Source organism: Rhabdaerophilum sp., from assembly GCF_046092605.1.
In the GTDB taxonomy this organism is placed as follows: domain Bacteria; phylum Pseudomonadota; class Alphaproteobacteria; order Rhizobiales; family Beijerinckiaceae; genus Rhabdaerophilum.
This window is the reverse complement of the sequence record NZ_JBJTDY010000182.1, coordinates 1-21,975: the sequence shown is the minus strand read 5'-3', so window position 1 is coordinate 21,975 and position 21,975 is coordinate 1. Positions and strand designations below refer to the sequence as shown.

Here is a 21,975-nt window from a genome sequence, read left to right as displayed (position 1 = left end):
ATCATACCGTTATGCTACATCCGCCAACCCAAAATCAGCCCCCTCATGAATAAGGCGGGCTAGAGCATCCGCCCGCCAAGTGGATACCGGTTGGCGGAAAAAGCGGATGCGAAAGCAAGAAGAGTGAGCGCCAGATCTGATTCAATCAGATCGGTTTGCGCTCTAGAGCATCCGCCCGCCAGGCGGATAAAGGTTGGTCGAAAGGAAATGCGTCAGAAAAAGAAATTGCGGTTGCCGATCTGATTCAATCAGATCGGCAACCGGTCTAATCATTGCCGGAGGGCTCGGATTCTCCCTTCCCGCCCGCCTTGCCGGGCGCCGCCAGTCGCTTTTGCGCCTCGATCGCCGCCCGGCGCGGATCTTCCTCATCGGTGCGGATCAGGCCGAGGGACATCACGATCTTGAAGGCGTCATCCACGGAGACGGGAATCTCCACCACCTTCTCCTTCGGCACATAGAAGAAGAATCCCGTGGTGGGGTTCGGTGCGCAGGGCAGGAAAACGGCCGCGAATTCACCTTCCTTGGGCAGTCCTCCGGCGATGTCCGGCCTGGGTGGCGAGGAAATCAGCACCACGGACCAGCAGCCGGGCGCGGGATATTCCACCAGCCCCACCTTTCGGAAGGACGTGTCGGATTTCGAGAAGATCGTTTCGAAGATCTGCTTCACCGAGCGATAGAGCCCGCTGACCACGGGCATGCGCGCGAGCAGGGTCTCGCCGAATTCAACCAGCGTGCGCCCCACGAGGTTTGCGGTGAGGAAGCCGAGAAGCGTGAGCGCCACCAGCAGCACAAGAATGCCGAAGCCGGGAATCGCGAAGGGCAGGTAATTCTCCGGCAGCACGCTCTTGGGAACGAGCGGCTTCACCCAGCCATCCGCGATGCCGATGACCCACAGCGCGATATAGATGGTGATGACGACCGGCCCCACGACCACAATTCCCGTGAGGAAGTAGTTGCGCAGCCGATGGCTCAGGGTCAGCCTGATCGGATGAGGCGCGGCAGGCGGCAGGGAGGGCAGCGGCGGTATGGTCACGGTTCATCCCGTTTCGAGCTTTTCTTGAGGTAGCGCGCCGTTCGGGTGATGACCAGAGGCGCTCCGGTTTTCGTCGCATTCAGGCCTGGAACAGCGGCGCTTTCCGTGCGAGATCAAGAATAATCCCGGCCGCAAGGGCACTGGGCGGGCGGGCTTCTGCCGGCTTCATGATCGCTTCGAGCCGCGCGAAGCCCTCAAGCTGGCGCTGCCGCGCGGGACTTTCCAGCAGAAGTTCATGGAGGCGTGGCGCCAGCGACAGCGGACCCATCTCTTCCTGGATGAATTCCGGCACCAGCCTTTCACCGAGCACGAGATTGGGCAGGATGGCGGAAGAGGCCGTGATGAGCCGCCGCGCGATGAAGGCCTCCCATTCCGCCACCCGATAGGCGGCGACCGTGGGAATCTGCGCCAGCGCGAGTTCCAGCGTCACGGTGCCGGAGGCCGCGAGCGCTGCGCGGGCCCGCCGGAAGGCTGCGAGCTTTTCAGCCTCGCCCACGACCACGCGGATCGGCAGGCCGGAGGCGGCGACGCGGCCCCGCACATCCGCTTCAAGATGCGGCAAGGTGGGGATCACCCAATCCGGGTTCATGTCTGCAGGCGTTGCCAAGGGCAGCGTCTCCAGGAATTCGGGCAGCAATCGTCGGATCTCACTCATCCGCGAGCCCGGCAGCACAAGCACTGTAGGCTTGACAAGATCAGCCCGGGAAGCGGCCTCCTCCTCCGTTTGCGGGCGGAATTCCGCGAGGCGCTCCACGGCGGGATGGCCGATATAGGTGCCGGCCGGGCCCTTGAGGCGGCGAAGCGCCTCCGGCTCGAACGGCAGCAGGCAGAGCACATGGTCGATGAACGGCTTCATCGCCGGCGCGCGGCCGGGGCGCCAGGCCCAGACACTGGGGCAGACCCAATGCACGGTCGCCTGCGCGGGGTTCGCCGCCCGCACGCGCTTCGCCACGCGTTTCGAGAAATCCGGGCTGTCGATGGTGACGAGGACATCCGGCCGGAAGGCCTGCACGGCCCGCACGGTCTCGCCCATGCGCCGGAGGATGGTCGGAAGGCGGCGGATGACCGGGCCGAGGCCCATCACCGCGATATCCGAGAGCGGAAAGAGGCTGGGAACCCCCTCCGCTGCCATGCGCGAGCCACCGACGCCGGCGAATTCGATGGTGGGATCGACGGCGCGCAGCACCCGGATCAGGCTTGCGCCGAGCTGGTCGCCCGATGCTTCGCCCGCCACGAGAAACACGCGCACCGGCTGCGCCTCAATCGTCGTCGCGCGGCGTGCAGATGGAGCGATCACCGCCGGCGCGGATGAAATCGAGGATTTCATGGATCAGCGGATGGGTGTCGAATTCGCTCGCCACATCCTGCACGCGCTCCTTCAGCGTGCCTTCCGGAGCGAAAAGCAGGCGATAGGCGCGCCGCAACTCGTGCACTTCTTCGGTGGTGAAGCCGCGTCGGCGCAGGCCGATGATGTTCAGCCCGGAGAGGTGGGCCTGGCGATGATCGTTCACCGCCATGCTATAGGGAATCACGTCATTCGCGATGCCGGACATGGCCGCCACGAAGGCATGGTGGCCGATGCGCACGAACTGGTGCACGCCCGCGCCCCCGCCGATGATGACGTAATCGCCGACATGGCAATGCCCCGCGAGCATCACGTTGTTCGAGAAGATGACGCCGTTGCCGACGATGCAATCATGCGCAACATGGCTATAGGCCAGGAACGTGCATTCCTTGCCGACGCTGGTCAGAGAACCGCCGCCTTCCGTGCCGGTATTCATCGTCACGCCTTCACGGATCAGGCAGCGCTCGCCGATCTCGAGGCGGGTCTTCTCGCCCTTGAACTTCAAATCCTGCGGCTGATGGCCAAGCGAGGCGAAGGGGAAAACCTTCGTGCCAGCGCCAATCGTCGTTTGCCCGGCCACGGCGACATGGCTGACGAGTTCGACACCGTCACCGAGAGTGACTTCCGGCCCGACCGTGCAGAACGGGCCGATGACGACATTCGCGCCGATCCTGGCTGCGGGATCGACAACCGATAGGGGATGAATGGTGGACGCCATGAACTCGCCTTACTGCGTGACAATCATCGCGCTCAGCTCGGCTTCCGCAACCAGCTGGCCGTCGACTTTCGCCTCGCCCTTGTACCACCACATGTTGCGCCGGCGATTCAACCGCGTGAGGTGATATTCCACGCGGTCACCTGGTGCCACCGGCTTCCTGAATTTGCATTTGTCGATGGTCATGAAATAGACGAGCTTCGCTCCGCCCCCAGCCTCGCCCGAGGCGATGCAGGCCGCTCCCGCCGTCTGCGCCATGCCCTCGATCAGCAGCACGCCGGGCATCACCGGTGCGCCGGGAAAATGCCCCATGAATTGCAGCTCGTTGAAGGTGACGTTCTTGATGCCGACGACGTAACGATCGGAATCCATCGTCACGATGCGGTCGATCAGCAGGAACGGATAGCGATGAGGCAGGTACTGCATCAGTTTCGTGATGTCGATGGGCATGGCCAGCCCCTCGGTCGTCGTTCCGGATTCGTCAGCCTTCGTCATGGATCCGCCCTGTCTTGACCATGGATCACGGTTCATTCGTGACTGGAACACTCTCGCCGCGCTGGCCTCAGCCGCCGCGCTGGTCGTCCTTTTGCGCGAGTTTGGCCAAGGCCGCAACCTCGCGGAAGAAGGTTCTCGCGGCTTTTGCCGGGGCGCCAAGGTATTTTCCACCGGCGGCAAGGTCGCCCATCACGCCGGATTTCGCGCCGATCTGAGCGCCCATGCCAATGCGCAGGTGACCGGCGACACCGGCCTGACCGCCAATCACGACATAATCCTCAAGCACGGCGGAACCCGAGATGCCCACCTGGCCGACCAGAACGCAATGGCGACCGATCTCGACATTATGGCCAATCTGCACGAGGTTGTCGATCTTGGTGCCCTCGCCGATCACGGTATCGCGGTTTGCGCCGCGATCGACCGTGGTATTGGCGCCGATCTCGACATCATCCTGAATGATCACCCGCCCCACCTGCGGCACCTTGAGGTGCCCGCGTGCGCCCATGGCGAAACCGAAGCCATCCTGCCCGATGCGTACGCCCGGATGGATAATGACCCGGTTGCCGATCAGCGCATGCGTGACGGTCGCGCCCGCGCCCACGGCACCGTCGCGCCCGATGCGGACACCCGGCCCGATTACCGCTTGCGCGCAGATCACCGTCCCGCGACCGATCTCGGCACCGGGCCCAATCACGGCGCCGGGATCGACAGTGACGCCACTCTCGAGCCGTGCCTCGGAATGAACGAAGGCACCGGGAGCGATGCCGGACATGCCAAAGATGGATTGCGGCCTCGCAGCCGCCGGGAAAAGCAGGCCTGCAGCCTTCGCGAAAGCGCGGTAGGGCTCGTTCGAAACAAGTGGCGTGCAGCTCGCGGGCAGCAGACTGGCCTGCTTTTCGCTGATGAAACAGGCGGTCGCCCCGGTTTCCGCCGCGAACTTGGCATAGGCCGTATTTTCCAGGAAAGTCAGATCGCCCGGGCCCGCCGCTTCCAGTGGCGCCACGCGGTAAACGGGCGCCGCACCGGAAGCGCCTTCGAGGAGGCGGGACCCGGTCGCTTCCGCCAGCGTGGAAAGCGGGATTCCAGGGCTCGCAGGGAAAAAATCGAGAGAGCTCATCCGAGATTGCGAGAGGGACAAGCCCCCTCGCCTGCCATCAGAACCGGGCGCCGCCGGAGAAGCGGAACGCCTGCACCCGGTCGCCGCCGGGGCCGGTCACACGGCTGAGCGCATAGGCATAGTCGAAGCGGATCGGACCGAGCGGCGAAGCCCAGAGCAGGCCAACGCCAACCGAAGAGCGGATCTTGCTCTCGTCACGAACATTCATGCACTCGGACTGAAACCGAGTAGTCCCCGGATCAACACAATCAAAAGTGTTGTTCCTGTTCAAGTCGAATTTCTTCCGGCCCTTGTAGCCGAACAAGGTGCCCGCATCGCTAAACACCGCGCCACGAAGACCCAATTCACGCGGCAGGCCGAAAATCGGGAAGGTCACTTCCGCCGTCGCGCCAAAATAGGTCGTGCCGCCGATTGCGTTCGCATTGGAATCCCCATTGAGATCCCGCGGGCCGATGCCGGACGGCGCAAAACCACGGACGAGGTCCGGGCCCATCGAGAAGTGATCGAGCACGCGGAGGCGCTGGTTGCCGAAAGCAGTCATGTAACCGCCCTGCAGCTTGAGCATGCCGGTGAAATCATCCGTGATCGGGTAGTAGTAGCGAACGGAAGCCGTCGCGCGCAGGAAGCGCGAATCACCGCCCAGGCCGGCGATTTCCGGCCTCAGATCGGCGAAGATGCCGGAGGTCGGGTCATTGTTGTTGTCGAGCGTATTGTAAGTGAAGGTCAGGCCCGCGAGCGATGTAATCGTATTGCCTTGCACTTCCTTGATGGCGATCGAGGCTTCACCATCCCTGATACAGGTGTTTGTCAGAGCCGGGGCAAAAGGTAGACCATCGCAGTTGTTATATGGCCGACTGGCCGAATTCGGGATTCTGATCCGCTGCTGGTAGGCCGAGTAACGCACACCCACCGAGAATTCCTCGGTGATCGGCACGCCGGCACGCAGGGTGAAGCCCGTCGTGCGGCTCCGGTAACGGCTGAAGCTCGACGCATCGTTGAATTTTGAGAAGATGTCAAAGCCCGCCGCCAGGCGATAGCCGAGGAAGAAGGGCTCGGTGAAAGAGAATTCACCTCCGCGGCTCCGCTCGCCGTTCGAGGCCGTGATGCGGACGAACTGGCCACGGCCGAGGAAGTTAACCTCCTGCAGCGTCACTTCGGCAAGGAATCCTTCCGCGGTCGAATAGCCGCCGGCGATCGAGAAGCTGCCGGTCGCCTTGTCCTGCACGTCGACATTGATGACCACGCGATCCGGCGCGGAGCCCGGCTCCGTCGTCACGCGGATCGACTGGAAGAAGTCGAGATTGCGCAGACGGCGCTCGGCTCGGTCGATCGCGGCGCGGTTGAAGGCGTCACCCTCGCCCACGGCTAATTCGCGGCGGATGACATAATCGCGCGTGCGCGTGTTGCCACGAATCACGATGCGCTCGATGTAGGCGCGCGCGCCTTCCTCGACCGAATAGACGATGCGGACGGTCTGGTCGGCGGGGTTTCGCTCGCCGCGCGGGCGAACCTGCGCGAAGGCATAGCCGCGCTGCGCAACCGCGCGGGACAGCGCATCGACGGATTTCTCGACATCGACGGCATTATAGGTCTGGCCGGCGCGGGTATAGACCTGACGGCGCAGGTCATCGGCGCTGATATCGGCAATACGGGACTCGACGTCCACCGCCGAGACCGAATAGCGCGGGCCTTCCTCAACCACGATATTGATCACGTAGCCGTTCTGGGCGGTGTCAAGCTCGGCGCTGGAGGAGACGATACGGAAATCGGCATAGCCATTGCGCAGGTAGAAGCGGCGAATGGCCTCGAGGTCGGCGGCGATGCGATCCGGATCATAGACATCCGAGCTCTTCAGGAAGCTCAGGAAGTTCGATTCGGTCGTCGACATCACGCCCTTCAGGCGGCTGGCGCCATAGGCATTGTTGCCCTGGAAATTGATCGCTGCCACGCCGGTCTTGCCACCTTCGCTGATGCGGAAGGTCACGTCCACGCGGCCATCGGCCGTCGGGGTGATCTCGGCCCGCACATCGGCGGCGGCACGGCCGGCCCGCGCATAGATGTCACGGATGCGCTGCACATCCTGATCGATCATCGTCTGGCTGAAGGGGCCGCGCGAGCGGGCCTGGATTTCGCCGGAGAGCTGATCGGCCTTGAGACGGGAATTGCCAACGAAAGTCACGCGGTTGATCGACTGGTTCTCGACAACCCGGACGACGACGCCCGCGCCGGAACGGGTGATCCGCACATCCTGGAACAGACCGGTGGCGTAGAGATCCTTGATCGCCTGGTCGATCCGCGCCGCGGTGTAGCTTTCGCCGGGGGCCAATGTCAGGAAGGAGCGGATCGTGTCCGCCTCGACGCGGCTATTGCCCTGAACGACAACCCTCTGCTGCGCCATGGCCGGCACCGTGCTCAGAAGCACCAGGGCCGCCATGATGGCGAGAAGGCCTTTTCGAACCGAACCCATCATCCCGTCCCAACCGAAAACAGACATCTTCAATTACCCTGTCGCTGCGGCCTTCCGAGACCCGGTCCCACGGAAACACGGAAAAACCTGCATCCAAGGATGCATTCCCACTCCCTTTTGCTTCTAACCAACAAATCGGTCAATGCAATCAGGAAACGGCGCGTGGTTACGAAATCCTAACATCCGTGCCCCCCGCGCAACGCGCGCGCGGGAAGCCGGAAAAGCCTGCGCGATCAAAAGGCGAGCCCGGTCAAGTGCATGATGTCATTCCATGTCGAGAACAGCATCAGCGCCAGAACGAGGACAAAACCCACCCGGAAGCTCCATTCCTGGGCCGATGCGCTCACGGGGCGGCCACGCAGCGCTTCAGCGGCGTAAAACACGAGATGGCCGCCATCCAGCATGGGAATCGGCAGCAGGTTGATAAAGCCGATCGAGATCGAAAGGATGCCCGCGAGCATCAGCAGCGGACCGATTCCCGATTCGGCGACCTTGCCCGAGACATACCCGATGCGGACAGGCCCCGAGAGCTGGTCGGCCTTCTCGCGGCCGGCCGCAAGACCGGCGATGTAATGCACCGTGCGGTCGATCACGAAATAGATTTCACCCGCCGCCGTGCCGGCCGCCTCCAACGGGCCATAGCGCCGCTGGAAAAGATTTTCGGGCTGGTTCGATGCGATGAAGCCCATGATCGGGCGACGCTCGGTGCCCAGCACGGTCTTGCGTGTCATGATGCGCGGTGTGGCCGAGAGTTCGAGTTCGCGCGAATCACGCTCCACGCGGAATGTGAGTTCCTTGCCTTCGGAGAGCGAGACACGGCGCACCACATCCTCGAAGCTCACCATCTCGGCGCCATTGATCGCCAGAACGCGGTCGCCGGGCAGGAAGCCGGCCGCTGCGGCCGGGCTGTTATCGGCCACGCCCGCGATCACCGGCTGCACCTGGGGGCGGCCCACGAGCAGGAAGCTCGTCATGAAGATCACGAAGGCGAGAAGAAAATTCGCGAGCGGGCCCGCGGCAACGATCGCGGCGCGGCGCGCCACCGATTGGTGCGGAAAGGAATCGCTGCGTTCCGCGACCGGCATGACGTCCAGCGCATGATGATCAGGCATGCTCGCCGCATTGGCGTCACCCTTGAACTTCACGAACCCGCCCAGCGGAATCGCGGAGATCGCCCATTCCGTGCCATGCTTGTCATAGCGGCGGAACAGGCGCGGGCCGAAGCCCAGCGAGAAGGTCTCGACCTTCACGCCGAAATATCGACCCACCAGGAAATGGCCCATCTCGTGGATGAAGACCACCAGCGCCAGCACGAAAAGGAACGGGAGTAGATACCCGAAAAACGAGAGCAGGAAATCAAGGCTGCTGACGAACGAGGAGGGCAAGCGGGGTCACCTGGGTTGTGTCGGACTGGAGGCCGGGAATTAACGCGTCATTAAGATTGGTTGCCACTCCCATGGCTCGCGCACAAGGCGGAAACATGGCATTTCTGGAGGCATGGTTAAGGGTGCGGGTGCTCACCAGCTCGTGAGCAGGCCGCCCGCCGCGTTCTGCACCCCTCCCCGCCACAACCCGATGGCCGCCGCGAGAATCGCCGCGAAGAGGAAGGCGTCGAGCCGGTCCATGAAGCCGCCATGGCCGGGAATGAGATGGCCGGAATCCTTCACGCCGAACCGCCGCTTCATGTGGCTTTCGAAGAGGTCGCCCGCCACGGAGACCAAAGCCAGCACGCCGCAGAGCAGGATCAGCGCGAAGGAGAGGGGCAAGCCCGCGATGCTGAGCACCAGCATGCCGGCGAAGATGCCCGTCAGCAGGCCGCCCGCAAATCCCGACCAGGTCTTGTTGGGCGAGATTCGCGGCGCGAGTTTGGGCCCGCCCAGCGCTCGACCCGTGAAGTAAGCGCCGATATCCGTTCCCCAGACAATCGCGAAGAGGGCGAGGACGGCCACCAGCCCGTGGGAATCGGAAAGGCGCAAAGCCAGCATCGAGACGATGAGCCCTCCCGCATAGAGCATGCCGCTCGCCTGCCAGCGCCGGTGCGCGAGCCCCGCGCGCGACACGGCCAGAAGGAAGGCCAGGAAAAGGCCCGCGAGCCAGGGCAGGCCCGCAGGCAAGGACCATCCGGCCAGCAAGGCCCCGGCAATGGCCAGTGCCAGGGCTGCGAGCAGCGCGACGCCCGGCACCATGCTCCAGTGGAAGCCCGGCGGCGGACTGCCCGGCCGGCTCCGTGCGATCGTGAACCATTCGAGATAGACCATCACCGAGAGTGCGGCCCACACGCCGGCAAAGAGCCAGCCTCCCGCCACCGCGCTGCCCAGCGCGCCGGCGGCGAGCACGATGGCGGACAGGATGCGAGGTTTCAGATCATTCGGACGGATCGAGGGTTTCGGGGCCGGCTCCCGCCCGCCGGACGCCGCCATCACACGCCCCCGAAACGCCGCTGGCGCCGGGCGAACTCACCCAGGGCCTCGTCGAAGGCGGCGGCGTCGAAATCCGGCCAGAGGCAGGGCAGGAAAACGAATTCCGCATAGGCAGCCTGCCAGAGCAGGAAATTCGAGATGCGCTGCTCCCCCGAGGTGCGGATGATCAGATCGGGATCGGGAAGGCCCCCGGTATCCAGCGCGGCACCGATGCATTCCGGCGTGATGTCGGCCGGCGTCATCCGCCCGGCCTGCACCTCCTGCGCCAGAAGCCGCATGGTCCGCGCCATTTCCTGGCGCGCGCCATAATTGAACGCGACGACGAGCGTGAGCCCGGTATTGCCGGCCGTCGTGCTCTCGGCCTCATCGAGCAAAGCCAGGATTTCCGGCGCGAGGCCTTCGCGCTCGCCGATGATGCGGATCAGCACATTCGCGCCGTGCAATTCGGCGAGGTCGGAGCGGATGAAGAAGCGCAGCAGGCGCATCAGTTCCGAGACTTCGGCCTCCGGGCGCAGCCAGTTTTCGGTGGAGAAGCTGAAGAGCGTGAGGAACTCGATACCGCGCTCGCGGGCGAGGCGCACGAGGCGCCGCACGGCTTCCACGCCGGCCCGATGCCCGGCCACTCGCGGCAGCGAGCGCTTTTCCGCCCAGCGCCCATTGCCATCCATGATCAACGCGACATGACGCGGCCGCCCTTCGGCTCCGCCGGCGACGGCAAGTTCCCCGATGGGTTGGGGGGAGGACTGGGCCGACACGGGATCACTCCTGTCACGGTTTCGAGAGCCTGGGGCTTGGCTTCGCGCTTCTGCCCCCGGCAATGAGGGACGATGCTCGGACGGAAGGCTGCAGCCTCAGACCTGCATGATTTCCTTCTCCTTGGCAGTCAGCGCGGCGTCGATCTCCGCGATCACCTGATCGGTCGCCTTCTGTACCTGCTCGGAATTGCGGGCAGCATCATCCTCGCTCATGTCGCCGTCCTTTTCGAGCTTCTTGAGCACATCAAGGCCATCGCGGCGCACATGGCGGGCGGCGACGCGCGCGGCCTCCGCATATTTCTGCGCGACCTTCACCATTTCCTTGCGACGCTGCTCGTTGAGTTCGGGGATGCGCAGGCGGATGGTCTGCCCCTCGGTGGCCGGATTGAGGCCGAGATTGCTTTCGCGGATCGCCTTTTCCACCGCGCCCACCATGCCACGATCCCAAACGGCAACCGAAAGCATGCGCGGCTCTGGCACCGAGACAGTCGCCACCTGGTTCATCGGCATCTTGGAGCCATAGGCATCCACCTCGATGGGATCGAGCAGGCTGGCCGAGGCACGGCCCGTGCGCAGCGACGAGAGATCCTTTTTCAAGGACTCGACCGAGCCATGCATGCGCCGCTTGATATCGGCCATATCGAAGGTCACTTTCGCCATCTTTTCCTCCATGCGGGCCAAAACCCGCAAAGTTCACAGGCGTGCCATGCCAGGGAAACCGAAATCGGCGGGGCCCCTGCCCGGCCGGTCGGAGAGGGGGCCTTGCCGGCCTGTTTCCCGCGGCACTTCTGGTTCATTCCTGCCTTCCTTGTCGGAAAGGGGGTGAAAGATCAAGCGAGCCCTAGACCGAAACCAGCGTCGAGCGGCCCTTGCCGGTGAGCACCGCCGCGATCGAGCCCGGTTCGTGGATCGAGAAGACCACGATGGGCAGCTTCGCATCGCGGGCGAGCGCAAAGGCAGCCGTATCCATCACCTTCAGGTCCCGGCGCAGCACCTCGTCGAAACTGACGGTCTCGTAGCGGGTCGCGTTCGGGTCCTTGCGCGGATCGGCGCTGTAGACGCCGTCGACCTGCGTCGCCTTCATCAGCACGTCGCATTCGAGTTCGGCCGCGCGGAGGGCACCGCCCGTATCGGTGGTGAAGAACGGATTGCCCGTGCCGCCCGCGAGCAGCACGATGCGCCCCTTGGTCAGATGATCCATCGCCTGCTGGCGTGTGTAGGTTTCCACCACGGAGGGCATCGCCACACCCGACATCGCGCGCGCCGGCTGGCCCAACGCGGTGAGCTGCGCCTCGAGCGCGATCACGTTCATCACCGTGCCGAGCATGCCCATGGAATCGGCTGCCGGTCGCGAGAGGCCCATGCCGTGCATCTGCGCGCCGCGGAAGATGTTGCCGCCACCCACAACCACCGCAACCTCGACCCCCAGGGCAGATGCCTCGATCAGGTCCTCGGAAATCTGCTTCACGGTCGGCTGGTGAATGCCGAAAGCCTCAGGGCCCAGCAGCGCCTCGCCGGAGAGCTTCACCAGCGCGCGCTTGAAGATGGGAACGCCCGCCTCGCCCGTTGCGCCCATGCCGAATCTCCTCCCCTCGCCGGTCCCCCGTCCTACAAGAAAGGCGGCTCTCGCGAACCGCCTTTCGATCTTTTCAAACCGGAAATTTCGTCGGCTGTGATCAGCCGCCCGCCGCCGCCGCGACTTCCGCCGCGAAATCGGTGGTTTCCTTCTCGATGCCCTCGCCGAGCGCATAGCGCACGAAGCCCTTGAGCACGATCGGCGCACCGGCCGTTCTGGCGGCCTCGTTCACGGCCTGCAGCACGGTCTTGCCGGGATCATGGATGAAGGGCTGGTCGACGAGGCAGACTTCCTTGAAGAAGGTCTTCAAGCCCGATTCCACGATCTTCTCGATCACGTTGTCCGGCTTGCCGGTCGCCTTGGCTTTCTCGGCCAGCACGTTGCGCTCGCGCGCGATCACGGCCGGGTCGACGCTGGCGCTGTCGAGCGCCAGCGGGTTCGCCGCCGCGACATGCATCGCGACCTGCTTGCCGATGGTCGCGAGCGCTTCCGCATTGCCGGTCGATTCCAGCGCAACGATCACGCCGATCTTGCCGAGGCCGTCGCCCACCGCATTGTGCAGGTAGCTCGAGACGACGCCCGCAGAGACCTGGAGTGACGCCGCGCGACGCAGCGACATGTTTTCGCCAATGGTGGCGACGAGGTTGGCAATCGCCTCCTGCACGGTGCCGCCGCCCGGATAGGAGGCCGACTTGATCGTCTCGACATCGGAGCCGACCTTCAGCGCCACGCCGGCCGTGTTGCGCACCAGTGCCTGGAAAGCATCGTTGCGCGCCACGAAATCGGTCTCGGAATTGAGCTCGACCACCACCGCCTTCGGGCCGGCGGCAGCAATGCCCACGAGGCCTTCAGCCGCTACCCGGCCGGCCTTCTTGGCGGCCTTGGCGAGGCCCTTCTTGCGCAGAAGGTCGATCGCGGCTTCCATGTCGCCGTCCGTCTCGTTCAGGGCGGCCTTGCAATCCATCATGCCTGCGTCGGTCTTCTCGCGCAGTTCCTTCACCATGCTCGCGGTGATTTCCGCCATGTTGGTCGTCCTTGTCGAATGAGAAGCAGTCGAATGAGTAGCGGTCGAATGAGCAGCGGGAGTTGGGCTGCCCCAACTCCCGGAAAAGCCAGGCGGCGCGATGACGCCACCGGAACGCGGGGGCAGGCTTAAGCGGCGAGCGCGCGGGCCGTGTCGAGCCAGCCATCACGCGCGGCGCGACCGTTCAGCTTGAGTTCGGCATCGAGCGCCGCGACATCGGCTTCCGACATGGCTGCGAGCTGCCAGAAGTGGAAGATGCCATATTCGTTGAGCTTGGTCGCAAGCTGCGGGCCCACGCCACCAAGCTTCGAGAGATCATCCGGCGCGCCCTGCGGCGCCGCGAGGCGCTGGAAGCCTTCGGTCGAAGCCGCAACCGGCAGGTCTTCCGCCATCGGGTTGACCGAAGCGCCGACATCCACGCCGAGCGAGGACTGGCTGCGCGAGATGCCATCGATCGCCGCACGGCTCACGAGGTCGCAATAGAGCTGGATCGCGCGGCCCGCATCGTCATTCGCCGGAACCGGGAAGGTCACCCCATCCGGATCGCAGTTGGTGTCGACGATCGCCACAACCGGGATGTTCAGGCGCCTGGCCTCCTGGATGGCCAGCTGTTCCTTGTTCGTGTCGATCACGAAGATCAGATCGGGCGTGCCGCCCATATCCTTGATGCCGCCGAGCGCGCGGGTGAGCTTCTCCTGCTCGCGGGTGAGCATCAGACGCTCCTTCTTGGTAAGGCCGACCGCGCCGCCGGTGAGGGTCTCGTCCACCTTGCGCAGGCGCTGGATGGAGATCGAGATCGTCTTCCAGTTGGTCAGCGTGCCGCCGAGCCAGCGCGAGTTCACGTAATACTGGGCCGAGGCCTTCGCTGCAGCCGCGATCGGGTCCTGCGCCTGGCGCTTCGTGCCGACCATCAGCACGCGACCGCCACGTGCCACGGTGTCCGAAACAGCTTCCAGCGCTCGATAGAGCATCGGCACGGTCTGGGCGAGGTCGATGATATGGATGTTGTTGCGCGTGCCGAAAATGAACGGAGCCATTTTCGGGTTCCAGCGATGCGACTGGTGACCGAAATGCGCGCCGGCTTCGAGAAGCTGACGCATCGAGAAATCAGGTGCCGACATGGGGTATTCTCCGGTTGAGCCTCCGCAGGACGAGCCGCCAGTGGCGACACCGGTTCGTTTCAACGAGACCCTGCGTGTGGAATGAAAGCGCGGCTAACCCATCTCGCAAGCAAATGCAAGAGCCGGCCGCACCCTTCGAGCCTTTCAGAACGGATTGACCTCCAGCACCCCGCCAATGGCCGAGAGAGCGGCCACCGCCGGGCCCGAGACATCGTAGCGGCCGGGAAGCCGCATATGCACCTCGCCACCATCATTCATTCGCAGGCGCAGCTCCACCCGCCCCTCCCCGCCGGGTTTCAGCGTGCTGCGCAGAACCGCAAGCGGCTCCGCGCCATTGCGCGCGCTCGCTGTGCTCTGTTCACTCAGCACGATGCGCAAACCGCGCTGCGATCTTGCAAGCGCGGTCGCGAGGTCCTCGACCTCGAGCACGCGCAGGCGCACATCCTCGCCATCCACATTCCCGGCCATCGCGAGGAAGAGCGGCTGGCCCGGCTCGAGCAGGTTTCTGTGCCTGGCGAGCATTTCGGAGAACAGCATCGCCTCAAACTGGCCGGAGCGGTCCGAAAGCGAGAGGATGGCGATCTTCGAGCCCGTGCGCGTGCGGCGGATATCCATGTCGAGCAGCGTGCCGGCGAGCCGCGCATGGGTCGCGCCGTTGCGCACCGCCTCCTGGAAGCGCGTGACATCCTGCACGCCGGCGCGTTCCAGCAGGGCGGCATATTGGTCGAGCGGATGGCCCGAGAGGTAGAAGCCCACGGCCAGATGCTCACGCTTCATCCGCTCCGGCAGGTTCATGGGGGGCAACTCAGGCAATTGCAGGCTTGAGCCCGCATCCGCGAGGCCGAACAGCGCGCCCTGGCCCGTCGCCTGTGCATTTTCATGCGCACTGGCCTCGGCGAGGATGAGATCGAGCCCCGCGAAGAGCCGCGCGCGATTGGGCTCGAGGGCATCGAAGGCACCGGCCCCGATGAGCTGCTCCAGCGTGCGCTTGTTCAAGCCCTTGGGATCGATTCGCCTGGCGAAATCCGCCATCGAAGCAAACGGCTTGTTGCCCCGCGCATGCAGGATCGCGCGCGCCGCCTCCACGCCCACGCCCTTCACGGCGGCCAGCGCATAGAGGATCGCGCCGTCCTTCACCTCGAAGGCCACACCCGAGCGGTTCACATCCGGCGGCTCCACCTTGATGCCCAGACGCGCGGCCTCGCGCCGGAATTCCGCGAGCTTGTCCGTGTTCGAGATTTCGAGGCTCATCGAGGAGGCCAGGAACTCGGTCGGATAATTCGCCTTCATGTAGGCGGTCTGGTAGGAGACCAGCGCATAGGCGGCAGCGTGCGACTTGTTGAAGCCGTAATCGGCGAATTTCGCGAGCAGGTCGAAGATCGATTCCGAATCCGCCGCCTTGATGCCATTGGCGACCGCGCCCTCGACGAAGCGCGCGCGCTGCGCATCCATCTCGGCCTTGATCTTCTTGCCCATGGCGCGGCGCAACAGATCAGCTTCGCCAAGCGAGTAACTTGCCATCACCTTGGCGATCTGCATCACCTGCTCCTGGTAGACGATCACGCCGAAGGTTTCGGCGAGGATCGGCTCAAGGATGGGGTGCGGGTAATCGGCCTTGGCGCGGCCATGCTTCACATCGCAATAAACCGGGATATTCGCCATCGGGCCCGGACGGTAGAGTGCCACCAGCGCGATGATGTCCTCGATGCGGTCGGGCCGCATATCGACCAGCGCGCGCCGCATGCCGCCGGATTCCACCTGGAAGACGCCGACGGTTTCCCCGCGCGAGAGCATCGCGTAGCTCTTCGCGTCATCGAGCGGGATGGACAGCAGGTCGAGCGGCCTTCCCTGATCCGACAGGATCTTCACCGCGCCCTGCAGAACCGTGAGCGTCTTGAGGCCAAGGAAATCGAACTTCACGAGACCAGCAGGCTCCACCCATTTCATGTTGAACTGGGTAACCGGCATCTCCGACTTGGGATCGCGATAGAGAGGCACGAGTTCCGAGAGCGGGCGGTCGCCGATCACGATGCCGGCGGCGTGCGTGGAGGCGTGGCGGTAAAGCCCTTCCAGCTTCTGGGCGATATCGAGCATGCGGCCGATGCTCTCGCTCTCCTCGGCGGCCGCGCGCAGCTGCGGCTCTTCCGCGATCGCCTTCTCCAGCGTGATCGGGTTGGCCGGGTTGTTCGGCACCAGCTTCGTGAGCCGGTCGACCTCGCCATAGCGCAAGCCCAGCACACGGCCCACATCGCGCATCACGCCACGCGCGAGCAGGGTGCCGAACGTGATGATCTGCGCCACGCGATCGCCGCCATAGCGGTTGACCACATACTGGATGACCTCGTCGCGCCGATCCTGGCAGAAGTCGATGTCGAAATCCGGCATCGACACGCGATCCGGGTTAAGAAATCGCTCGAAAAACAACCCATAACGAATTGGGTCAAGATCAGTAATCGTCAATGCATAAGCTACAAGGGAGCCCGCGCCCGAGCCACGACCCGGGCCCACGGGAATGCCTTGCGCCTTCGCCCACTTGATGAAATCCGCCACGATGAGGAAATAGCCGGGATATTTCATGCGCTCGATGACCGAGAGCTCGAAGGCGAGGCGATCCTCGTAATCCCTGACCGAAAAGCCTGCTGCCGGGCCATGTGCCGCGAGGCGGGCAACCAGCCCCTCCTCCGCCTGGCGGCGCAGCTCCTGCGCTTCGCCATCCTCGTCCGCGCCCTTGGTGAAGCGCGGGAGGATCGGCTTCCGGGTCTTCGGACGCGTGTGACAGCGCCTGGCGATCTCCACCGTCGCGTCGAGCGCCATCGGCAGGTCGGCGAACAGCGTCTTCATCTCAGCGCGGGTGCGGAAGCGGTGATCCGGCGTCAGCCGCGGGCGATCATCCACATCGATGGTCACGCCTGCGGCAATGCAGAGCAGCGCATCATGGGCCTCGAAATCCGCGGCAGAGCCGAAATGCACGTTGTTGGCGGCAGCGACCGGCAGGCGCGCAACCGATGCCAGTTCCAGAAGCGCATTCTCGGTCGCGCGGGCCTCGCGAAGGCCGAAACGTTCGATTTCGAGATAGAGCCGATCCGGAAAAAGCGCTTGCAGGGTTGCGAGCCGCGCGCGGGCAAGATCCATTCCGCCGAGCAGGAAACCGCGATCGAGCGGCCCGATGCCGCCCCCGGTGAGCGCGATAATGCCTGCCGTTGCCCCCTGAAGTGCAGCGATCGGCAGGTGAACCCCCTCCCCCGAGGGCGTTTCAAGGAGAGCGCGACTCGAGAGGGCCATCAGGTTCTGGTAGCCTTCGGAGCTGGCCGCAAGCAGGACCACGGAGCCGCGTGTTTCCGGCACGTGCGAGATTCGGTGCCGCGGCGCGGGACGATCCGCGAAATCCACTTCCAGCTCGATGCCGATGATCGGCTGGATTCCGGCCTTGGCCATCTTCTCGGAGAATTCGAGCGCGCCGAACAGGTTGTTCGTGTCTGTCAGCGCGAGCGCGGGCTGCCGATCGGCCGAGGCGAGCTTCTCGAGCTTCTCGATCTTCAGCGCACCCTGCAGCAGCGAGTAGGAAGAATGCACATGCAGATGCACGAAGCCCGGATCGGACATCCTTCACTCCACTCATTGAAAGTCATACCAGCGGCAGGTTTCCCACCGCCCCATAGGCGACCGCGACCATAGCGAAAAAGAGGGTCAGCGACGCGCATTCAATCCAGTCTTCCACAGATCTCAACATGCGGCTCCTCCCAACACCGGATGAAAATGTTCGTGTTTTGTTCTAAGCCTTCCGTGGCTTGAGTCAAGCGTGATTTTCAGGTGGAAGCCGGTGCCTGGAGGTCAGGCCTCGACGACCCGCCCCTCCTTCAGCGTCACACAGCGATCCATGCGGCGCGCGAGTTCGAGGTTGTGGGTCGCAATCAGGGCCGCGAGGCCAGATTGCTTCACGAGGCTCTGGAGCGTCGCGAAGACATGCTGGCCGGTGACCGGATCGAGATTGCCCGTGGGCTCATCCGCCAGCAGCAGCGAGGGGGAGTTTGCCACCGCGCGCGCGATCGCCACGCGCTGCTGCTCGCCGCCGGAAAGCTCGCCGGGGCGATGGTCGAGGCGGTGCCCGAGGCCGAGGAAGCCCAGAACGTCGCGGGCACGCGTGGCTGCCTCGTCCGGGCCGAGGCCAGCAATGCGCTGGGGCATCACCACATTCTCGATGGCCGAGAATTCCGGCATGAGGTGATGGAACTGATAGACGAACCCGATTTCGTGGCGACGCAGGCGCGTGCGGGCCTCGTCATCAAGGTTGGCGGTTGCCGTCTCGCCAATGAAGACCTCGCCCTTGTCGGCATGTTCGAGCAGCCCCGCAATATGCAGCAGGGTGGATTTGCCGGCCCCGGAAGGGCCGACGAGTGCCACCATCTCGCCAGGCCGGAGCATGAAATCCGCGCCATCGAGCACGCGGATCTGGTTCTCGCCCGAACCGAAGGCGCGGCAGACATCGGCAAGCCGAAGGGTGGCGACGGTCATGGGTTCCTGCCCCTCGCAAAAGCCGGGATGCGCGGTCGCGCTTCGCCGCAACCATTTCCGGAAGAGATCGGGATCATCCGGTCATTCCCCCCTCAGCGCCTCGACCGGATCGAGCGTCGCCGCCTTCCAGGCGGGATAGAGGGTCGCGAGCAGCGAGAGCGTCAGCGCCATCACCACGATGGTCACGGTCTCTCCCGGCTGCACATCGGCGGGCAGGCGCGAGAGGAAATAGAGTTCTGGCGGGAAGAGCGTCTTGCCGGCAAGCCAGGAAAAGAACTGCCGCAGGCTCTCGGCGTTCCAGGCAATCGCGAGGCCGAGAATGAGCCCGCAAATTGTGCCCAGCACGCCGATGGCCGAGCCGGTGATGATGAAGATCTTGAGGATCGAGCCCCTGGTCGCGCCCATGGTGCGCAGGATGGCGATGCCCCGCGCCTTGTCGCGCACGAGCATCGTCATGCCCGAGATGATGTTGAGCGCCGCCACGAGCACGATCAGCGTCAGGATCAGGAACATCACGTTCCGCTCCACCTCCAGCGCGCCGAAGAAGGTGCGGTTGCGGAGGCGCCAGTCCGTCAGCCCATGCGGCTGCCCCACGGCCTCGCGAATGCCGGGCAGGTAATCATCCATGCGATCGGGATTCTCGACGAAGATCTCGATCATCTGCGCCTGCCCCTCCACATCGAAATAGAGCTGCGCCTCGGTGAGCGGCATGAAGATGAAGCTCGCATCGAACTCGCTCATGCCGATCTCGAAAACGGCGGTCACCCGATAGGTCTTCTGGCGCGGCGCGGAGCCGAAAGGCGTCGAGGGGCCCTTCGGCGAGATGAGCCGCACCTTGTCGCCGGCAATCACGTTGAGGAAGCCGGCGAGGCGCTTGCCCAGGCCGATGCCCTCCCCGCCATCGAACCCGTCGAGGCTGCCCTCGCGAATATTGCCCGAGACAGCCTTGAAATTCCTCAAATCCGCCTCGCGCACGCCGCGCACCAGCGCCCCCGAAGAGGAGGTCGGGGAGGTGATGAGCACCTGCCCTTCCACCAGCGGCGCCGCCAGCGTCACGCCCTTCACGCGCCTCACGCGCTCGGCAATCCCATCGTAATCGGCCAGCCCATCGCCGTAGGGCTGGATGAAGGCATGGCCGTTCACGCCCAGGATCTTGCCCATCAGTTCCTGCCGGAAGCCGTTCATCACGGCCATCACGACAATGAGCGTCGCAACCCCCAACAGGATGCCGAGGAAGGAAAACCCGGCAATGACCGAGATGAAGCCGTCGCGGCGGCGCGCCCGGAGATAGCGCCAGGCTATGGTCCATTCGAAGCCGGAGATCAGCGCCCTGGGGTTCATGGCGCGCCGCATCCTTGCATTTGTCGCATGTCCTTCACGCGAACCGGTTCCCGCTTCGCTCGAACATGCGACTTGCGCGCCCGGAGATAGCGCCGGGCGATGGTCCATTCAAAGCCGGAAATCAGCGCCCTGGGGTTCACGAGGCGATCCGCTCCACCGCTTCTTCCGGCGTGACGAGAACGCGGTCGCCGCTTGAGCGGCGCTTCAGTTCCACTTTGCCCTCGGCGAGGCCCTTGGGGCCGACGATCACCTGCCAGGGCAGGCCGATGAGATCGGCGGTCGCGAATTTCGCGCCGGGGCGATCATCCGTGTCGTCGATCAGCGCCGAGAGGCCGCGCGCGGCGAGCGCCGCGTCGATTTCGGCCGAGACGCGATCGGTCGCGCTGTCGCCAACCTTGAGGTTGAGAATCGCTGCATTGAACGGCGCGATCGCATCCGGCCAGATGATGCCGGCCTCGTCATGGCTCGCCTCGATGATCGCCGGCACGAGGCGCGTCGGGCCGATTCCGTAGGAGCCCATATGCACCGGCACTTCCTTGCCGTCCGGGCCGGCGACATAGGCCTTCATCGGCTCGGAGTATTTCGTGCCGAAATAGAAAATGTGCCCCACCTCGATGCCGCGCGCCGAGACCTGCTTCTCCGCCGGGATCGCGCCGAAGGCCGATGCGTCGTGCATTTCCTCGGTGGCCGCATAGAGCGAGGTCCACTTCTTCACGATTGTCTCGAGATCGGGCACATTGTCGAAATCCGTATCGGCACCGGGCACCGGGAAATCGAGATAATCCCTGTGGCAGAAGACCTGGCTCTCGCCGGTCGAGGCCAGGATGATGAATTCGTGAGAGAGATCGCCGCCGATCGGCCCGGTATCCGCGCGCATGGGAATGCTCTTCAGGCCCATGCGCTCGAAGGTGCGCAAGTAAGCCACGAACATGCGGTTATAGGCGTGGCGCGCGCCGGCCTGGTCGAGATCGAAGGAATAGGCATCCTTCATGAGGAACTCGCGGGAGCGCATGGTGCCGAAGCGCGGGCGCACCTCGTCGCGGAACTTCCACTGCAGGTGGTAGAGGTTCAACGGCAGCCCCTTGTAGGAGCGCACATGGCCGCGGAAAATCTCGGTGATCATCTCCTCATTGGTGGGCCCGAACAGCATCTCGCGCTCATGGCGATCCTGGATGCGCAGCATCTCCTTGCCATAGGCGTCGTAGCGGCCGCTCTCGCGCCAGAGATCGGCGGACTGGATCGTCGGCATCAGCAATTCGATCGCGCCGGAGCGGTTCTGCTCCTCGCGGATGATGTCGCAGACCTTGTTCAGCACCCGCAAGCCCAGCGGCAGCCAGGCATAGATTCCCGCCGATTCCTGCCGGATCAGCCCGGCGCGCAAGGACAGACGATGCGAGACAATCTCCGCTTCCTTCGGCGTCTCGCGCAAGGTGGGCAGGAAGAAACGGGACATGCGCATCGGGAAGACTCCGCGGGCCGGCTGAATCACTTCGTTTAAAGGCGATCATGCCCTTTTCGCGGCGCTTCTGTCACACTTCTCGGTGATTGGGAATTGCCACTCTGCACCGCCTTTGCAAGTTATGTTGCAGCGCATGATGACAAGCCTCGCCGGACCTGCTTCATTCGCGCCGTTCGGGAGGACACCGCCACCGCCGGGCGCTGAACCAGGCGGTTCGGGGAAAGCGGACGCGAACAACGTCGCAGTCGAGAAAGAAGCCGATGAACGGCTTCGCGTTACCGGCTCAAGATCAAGAAAAACAAGGACTTTCTGGAAGGCGGGGAAACCCGCCTCTTTCTTTTTCCGGCTGGCCTTACGGGTGTCAGATCAGCGGTGCGATCCAGACGAGGAAAATGACGCTCGCCATCGTGGCAACACCCGAGGTGACCAGCGCATACCACAGGAGATGCGCCTGATGCGGCGCGCCCGGCTCCGAGCCGGCCTCGATCTCGCCCGCTTCGACCTGACTGCGCACGCGAAACGGCAGCACCGCGAAAAGAACCAACCACCAGATGACGAAATAGATCGCGATCGAGGTGCCGAGCGAGAAGATCAG

At 64.3% G+C, this 21,975-nt stretch carries 18 protein-coding genes; all 18 read right to left on the bottom strand.

All coding sequences use genetic code 11. The annotated features are described in order from the left end of the window. Nucleotides 1-265: 265 nt before the first annotated feature. Nucleotides 266-1,033 (bottom strand): DUF502 domain-containing protein, encoded by a 768-nt coding sequence (locus ACKODO_RS14605; RefSeq protein WP_408984172.1) that lies wholly within the window; start codon nt 1,031-1,033, stop codon nt 266-268. A 79-nt stretch (nt 1,034-1,112) separates the two neighbouring features. Beyond that, nucleotides 1,113-2,282 carry a lipid-A-disaccharide synthase gene (lpxB, locus tag ACKODO_RS14600; RefSeq protein ID WP_408984171.1) on the bottom strand — a complete coding sequence of 390 codons (1,170 nt, stop codon included), beginning with the start codon at nt 2,280-2,282 and terminating at the stop codon, nt 1,113-1,115. Between the two features lie 10 nt (nt 2,283-2,292). After that, nucleotides 2,293-3,096 carry an acyl-ACP--UDP-N-acetylglucosamine O-acyltransferase gene (gene lpxA, locus ACKODO_RS14595; RefSeq protein WP_408984170.1) on the bottom strand — a complete coding sequence of 268 codons (804 nt, stop codon included), beginning with the start codon at nt 3,094-3,096 and terminating at the stop codon, nt 2,293-2,295. A 9-nt stretch (nt 3,097-3,105) separates the two neighbouring features. Then, nucleotides 3,106-3,588: a 3-hydroxyacyl-ACP dehydratase FabZ gene (gene fabZ / locus ACKODO_RS14590; RefSeq protein ID WP_408984169.1), complete on the bottom strand. Its 483-nt coding sequence runs from the start codon at nt 3,586-3,588 to the stop codon at nt 3,106-3,108. A gap of 67 nt (nt 3,589-3,655) precedes the next feature. Beyond that, nucleotides 3,656-4,705 carry a UDP-3-O-(3-hydroxymyristoyl)glucosamine N-acyltransferase gene (gene lpxD / locus ACKODO_RS14585; RefSeq protein WP_408984168.1) on the bottom strand — a complete coding sequence of 350 codons (1,050 nt, stop codon included), beginning with the start codon at nt 4,703-4,705 and terminating at the stop codon, nt 3,656-3,658. A gap of 37 nt (nt 4,706-4,742) precedes the next feature. Then, nucleotides 4,743-7,199 (bottom strand): outer membrane protein assembly factor BamA, encoded by a 2,457-nt coding sequence (bamA, locus tag ACKODO_RS14580; protein ID WP_408984167.1) that lies wholly within the window; start codon nt 7,197-7,199, stop codon nt 4,743-4,745. A 206-nt stretch (nt 7,200-7,405) separates the two neighbouring features. Next, nucleotides 7,406-8,557, bottom strand: coding sequence for an RIP metalloprotease RseP (gene rseP, locus ACKODO_RS14575; protein WP_408984166.1), 1,152 nt, complete (start codon nt 8,555-8,557; stop codon nt 7,406-7,408). Nucleotides 8,558-8,689: 132 nt separating this feature from the next. Then, nucleotides 8,690-9,592: a phosphatidate cytidylyltransferase gene (locus tag ACKODO_RS14570; RefSeq protein ID WP_408984165.1), complete on the bottom strand. Its 903-nt coding sequence runs from the start codon at nt 9,590-9,592 to the stop codon at nt 8,690-8,692. Beyond that, nucleotides 9,592-10,320 carry an isoprenyl transferase gene (locus ACKODO_RS14565; RefSeq protein ID WP_408984173.1) on the bottom strand — a complete coding sequence of 243 codons (729 nt, stop codon included), beginning with the start codon at nt 10,318-10,320 and terminating at the stop codon, nt 9,592-9,594. Before ACKODO_RS14565 ends, ACKODO_RS14570 begins: the two co-directional genes overlap by 1 nt. 123 nt (nt 10,321-10,443) lie before the next feature. Then, on the bottom strand, nt 10,444-11,007 hold the full coding sequence (frr, locus tag ACKODO_RS14560; RefSeq protein WP_408984164.1) for a ribosome recycling factor: 564 nt from the start codon (nt 11,005-11,007) through the stop codon (nt 10,444-10,446). 181 nt (nt 11,008-11,188) lie between these two features. Further along, a complete protein-coding gene (gene pyrH, locus ACKODO_RS14555; protein WP_408984163.1) occupies nt 11,189-11,923 on the bottom strand; it encodes a UMP kinase in 735 nt (244 codons plus the stop codon). A gap of 100 nt (nt 11,924-12,023) precedes the next feature. Further along, nucleotides 12,024-12,947: a translation elongation factor Ts gene (gene tsf / locus ACKODO_RS14550; RefSeq protein ID WP_408984162.1), complete on the bottom strand. Its 924-nt coding sequence runs from the start codon at nt 12,945-12,947 to the stop codon at nt 12,024-12,026. A gap of 128 nt (nt 12,948-13,075) precedes the next feature. Beyond that, nucleotides 13,076-14,068, bottom strand: a complete 993-nt coding sequence (locus ACKODO_RS14545) for a 30S ribosomal protein S2 (protein WP_408984161.1) — start codon at nt 14,066-14,068, stop codon at nt 13,076-13,078. Between the two features lie 144 nt (nt 14,069-14,212). Then, nucleotides 14,213-17,671, bottom strand: coding sequence for a DNA polymerase III subunit alpha (dnaE, locus tag ACKODO_RS14540; protein ID WP_408984160.1), 3,459 nt, complete (start codon nt 17,669-17,671; stop codon nt 14,213-14,215). 228 nt (nt 17,672-17,899) lie between these two features. Continuing rightward, a complete protein-coding gene (locus tag ACKODO_RS14535) occupies nt 17,900-18,580 on the bottom strand; it encodes an ABC transporter ATP-binding protein (RefSeq protein WP_408984159.1) in 681 nt (226 codons plus the stop codon). Nucleotides 18,581-18,661: 81 nt separating this feature from the next. Beyond that, entirely contained in the window at nt 18,662-19,921 is a 1,260-nt protein-coding gene (locus ACKODO_RS14530; RefSeq protein ID WP_408984158.1) for a lipoprotein-releasing ABC transporter permease subunit, read from the bottom strand. 136 nt (nt 19,922-20,057) lie between these two features. Continuing rightward, the gene (gene proS, locus ACKODO_RS14525; RefSeq protein ID WP_408984157.1) at nt 20,058-21,380 is read right to left on the bottom strand and encodes a proline--tRNA ligase; all 1,323 of its coding nucleotides are present in this window, start codon (nt 21,378-21,380) and stop codon (nt 20,058-20,060) included. A 361-nt stretch (nt 21,381-21,741) separates the two neighbouring features. Beyond that, a partial coding sequence (locus ACKODO_RS14520; RefSeq protein ID WP_408984156.1) for a DUF1467 family protein occupies nt 21,742-21,975 on the bottom strand: 234 nt, incomplete at its 5' end.